The 2899-nt window shown below is 70.5% G+C and carries 3 protein-coding genes; 2 read left to right on the forward strand and 1 reads right to left on the reverse strand.

From position 1 onward, the window contains the following. Positions 1 to 257 (reverse strand): hypothetical protein (locus tag ACFQEU_RS13940; RefSeq protein WP_379783124.1); only part of this gene is annotated, 257 nt, incomplete at its 3' end. A 133-nt stretch (positions 258 to 390) separates the two neighbouring features. Here ACFQEU_RS13940 and ACFQEU_RS13945 point away from each other — a divergent pair. Continuing rightward, positions 391 to 1551 carry a PAS domain S-box protein gene (locus ACFQEU_RS13945; protein WP_379783125.1) on the forward strand — a complete coding sequence of 387 codons (1161 nt, stop codon included), beginning with the start codon at positions 391 to 393 and terminating at the stop codon, positions 1549 to 1551. Positions 1552 to 1585: 34 nt separating this feature from the next. Then, positions 1586 to 2698 carry an MBL fold metallo-hydrolase gene (locus ACFQEU_RS13950; protein ID WP_379783126.1) on the forward strand — a complete coding sequence of 371 codons (1113 nt, stop codon included), beginning with the start codon at positions 1586 to 1588 and terminating at the stop codon, positions 2696 to 2698. The last annotated feature ends 201 nt before the right edge of the window (positions 2699 to 2899 follow it).

Below are 2899 nucleotides of genomic sequence, written 5' to 3' on the forward strand. Positions count from 1 at the left end.
ACCTCGGTCGTCCCGTCGCCCACGTCGAACGCGCCGATCCCGGCGAAGCCGACGCAGAACCGCTCGCGGTACTGGATGAACCCCAGCGCGGTCCCGTACAGCGGGAACACGACGGCCAGGAGCGCCCAGCGCGGCCACTCGACCGTCACCACGGCCGCGACGAGGACGGCGGCGGCGAGAAGCGATCCGACGCCCAGCAGGAGGCGTCGCCGTTGCTGGGCCGGTCCGATATTGCAGACCCCGGGTTCGTACTCCATACCGACGCGAGGTGACCGGCGAACAAAAACCGGGTGATCCGGAGGACGTGTCGACGGCCCGCCCGACGACAACGGGATGTCTCGGGAACCCGGTGTTTATGCCTCGACAGGTCGAAGCGTGCGACGAACGCGTATGGCCGACCGACCCGCCCGTGACAGGGCGCTCCGCCGGTACGAGACGATCCTCGACTCGCTCGACGACGCCGTCTACGCCATCGAGCCGGACGGGAGCATCGCGTACGTCAACGACCGGTACGCGGAGATGAAGGGCGTGGATCGCGAGACCCTGATCGGGACGGACATCTACGACTGGGTCACGGACGAGACGGCGGCGAAGGCGAAACGGGCGCGCGCCGAGCTCGCCGACGGCGACCGCGACGTGGGCGTCATCGAGTACGACTTCCTGACGGCGGACGGGGAGCGGTTCCCGGTGGAGATGCGGTTCACGAAGGTGAAAGCGGACGGGGAGACGCTCGACCGAGTGGGCGTTATCCGCGATATCACGGACCGGAAGCGACGCGAGGAGTCGCTCCGTCGGAAGAACGAGCGGCTCGACGAGTTCGCGAGGGTCGTGAGCCACGACCTCCGGAACCCGCTGTCCGTCGCGGAAGGTCGGCTCGACCTCCTCGAGGGAGCCCTCCGGGAGCTTCGCGAGCCCCCGGGGGCGGAGGGGTCTGTCGACTCGGACGACCCGGCCGACTCGGACGACGAGACCGCCGCCCTGGAGACGCACGTCGAGGAGATCGCCCACGCACACGGTCGGATGCGGCAGCTCATCGATGACCTCCTCCTTCTGGCACGGGCTGACGACGACGTCGACGACGGAGAGGTCGTCGACCTCGCATCGCTCGCGACGGACGCGTGGCGGAACGTGGCCACCGCGGAGGCGATCCTCGACGTTCGGACGGACCGGAGCCTCTCGGGCGACCGGAGCCGGCTGGAACGGCTCGCGGAGAACCTGTTCCGCAACGCGATCGAACACGGCGGCGAGGACGTGACCGTCACGGTCGGCGACCTCGAAAACGGCTTTTACGTCGCCGACGACGGACCGGGGATCCCGCCCGACGACCGCGAGCGCGTGTTCGAAAGCGGCTACACCACGACGCCGGAGGGGACGGGGTTCGGCCTCCGCATCGTCGAGCAGGTGGCGGACGCCCACGGTTGGGACGCGCGAGTGACTGACGCCACCGAGGCCACCGACGCCGCCGGCGACGAGGCGGACGGAGACGACAGCGACGAGGACACGACCGAACGGGGCGGCGCTCGCTTCGAGTTCACCGGCGTGACCGGGTAGCAACCCTCAAAAGGGAGCCCGACGATCCACGGCCGTGAAACGCATCCAGCTCGGGAACACCGTTTTCGAGGGCGAAAACGACGCCTACTTGCTCGATACGGACGAGACCACGCTCATCGACACCGGCGTCGCGACGCCCGACACCCGTGAGGAGCTCCGCGACGGGCTCGCGGCACACGGCGTCGCGTTCGCGGACGTGGACCGGGTGTTCCTCACCCACTGGCACCCGGACCACGCCGGGCTCGCCGGCGAGATACAGGCGGCGGGCGACGCCGACGTGTTCGTCCACGCGGCCGACGCGTCGCTGGTTGACGGGAGTGAAACGGCGTTCGCGGAGGACCCCGACGCGCAGACGGCCGTCTTCGACCGCTGGGGGATGCCGGCGGAGGCGCGAGAGCGCCTGCAGTCGTTCTACGCCGCGGTCGGACGCGGGCTCCGCGGTCGCGACGCGACCGTCACGACGTTCACGGACGGCGATACCTTCGACATCGGGGGACTCGCGCTCGAAGCGGTCCACCTGCCGGGCCACACTGCCGGCCTGTCGGCGTTCGCGTTCGATCCGCGGGAGCTACCGGGCGAATCGGACGCCGCCGCCAGATCCGATGTCGCGGACGACGAGTCGGCCGCGTCGGATCGCCACGAAGACGGACGACGGTTCGCGGAGGCGTTCACCGGCGACGCGCTCTTACCGCGGTACACGCCGAACGTCGGTGGCGCGGACGTCCGCGTCGACGACCCGCTCGGGAAGTACGCCGATAGCCTCGCGCGGATCGTCGAACGCGACTGGGACGCCGCACACCCGGGACACCGCGAGCGGATCGACGAGCCGAGCCGACGGGCCGCGGAGATCCTCGATCATCACCGCCACCGAACCCGGCGCGGCCTCGACGTGCTCGCGGAGGGTCCGGCGACCGCCTGGGAGGTGTCGGCGGCGCTGTTCGGCGAGCTCGAGGCCATCCATATCCTCCACGGCCCCGGCGAGGCGTTCGCCCATCTCGACCACCTCGCGGCTGCCGGCGTCGTCGAGCGTGACGGGAACGCCTATCGGCTCGTGGAGACCCCGGTCGACGCCGCCGAGCAACCGGAGATCACCGGGCTGTTCCCGACGACTCGGCTCGACGGGGTCGTCGACGGCGCGGACGGGTGATCGCCGACGGCGCGGACGACCGAACGTTGGCGAAAGGTATACCCACCGGAGCCCGTATCTATCGCCGTGAAGCGAGAGACCCTCGCTGCGGTCGTTTTAGCCCTCCTCGCGGTCGTCGCCCTCGGCGTCGCGGCAGCGACGCTCGACACCGCCGTCACGGGCGACGGTGGCGGGTTCGGCGGCGACTCACCCGGCAGCGGC

This window comes from Halorubrum tibetense, from assembly GCF_042661865.1.
GTDB lineage: Archaea > Halobacteriota > Halobacteria > Halobacteriales > Haloferacaceae > Halorubrum > Halorubrum tibetense.

What these genes read in the sequence shown, in the direction of transcription:
- ACFQEU_RS13945 (WP_379783125.1), top strand. Translation starts at nt 391, where the DNA reads ATGGCCGACCGACCCGCCCGTGACAGGGCGCTCCGCCGGTACGAGACG.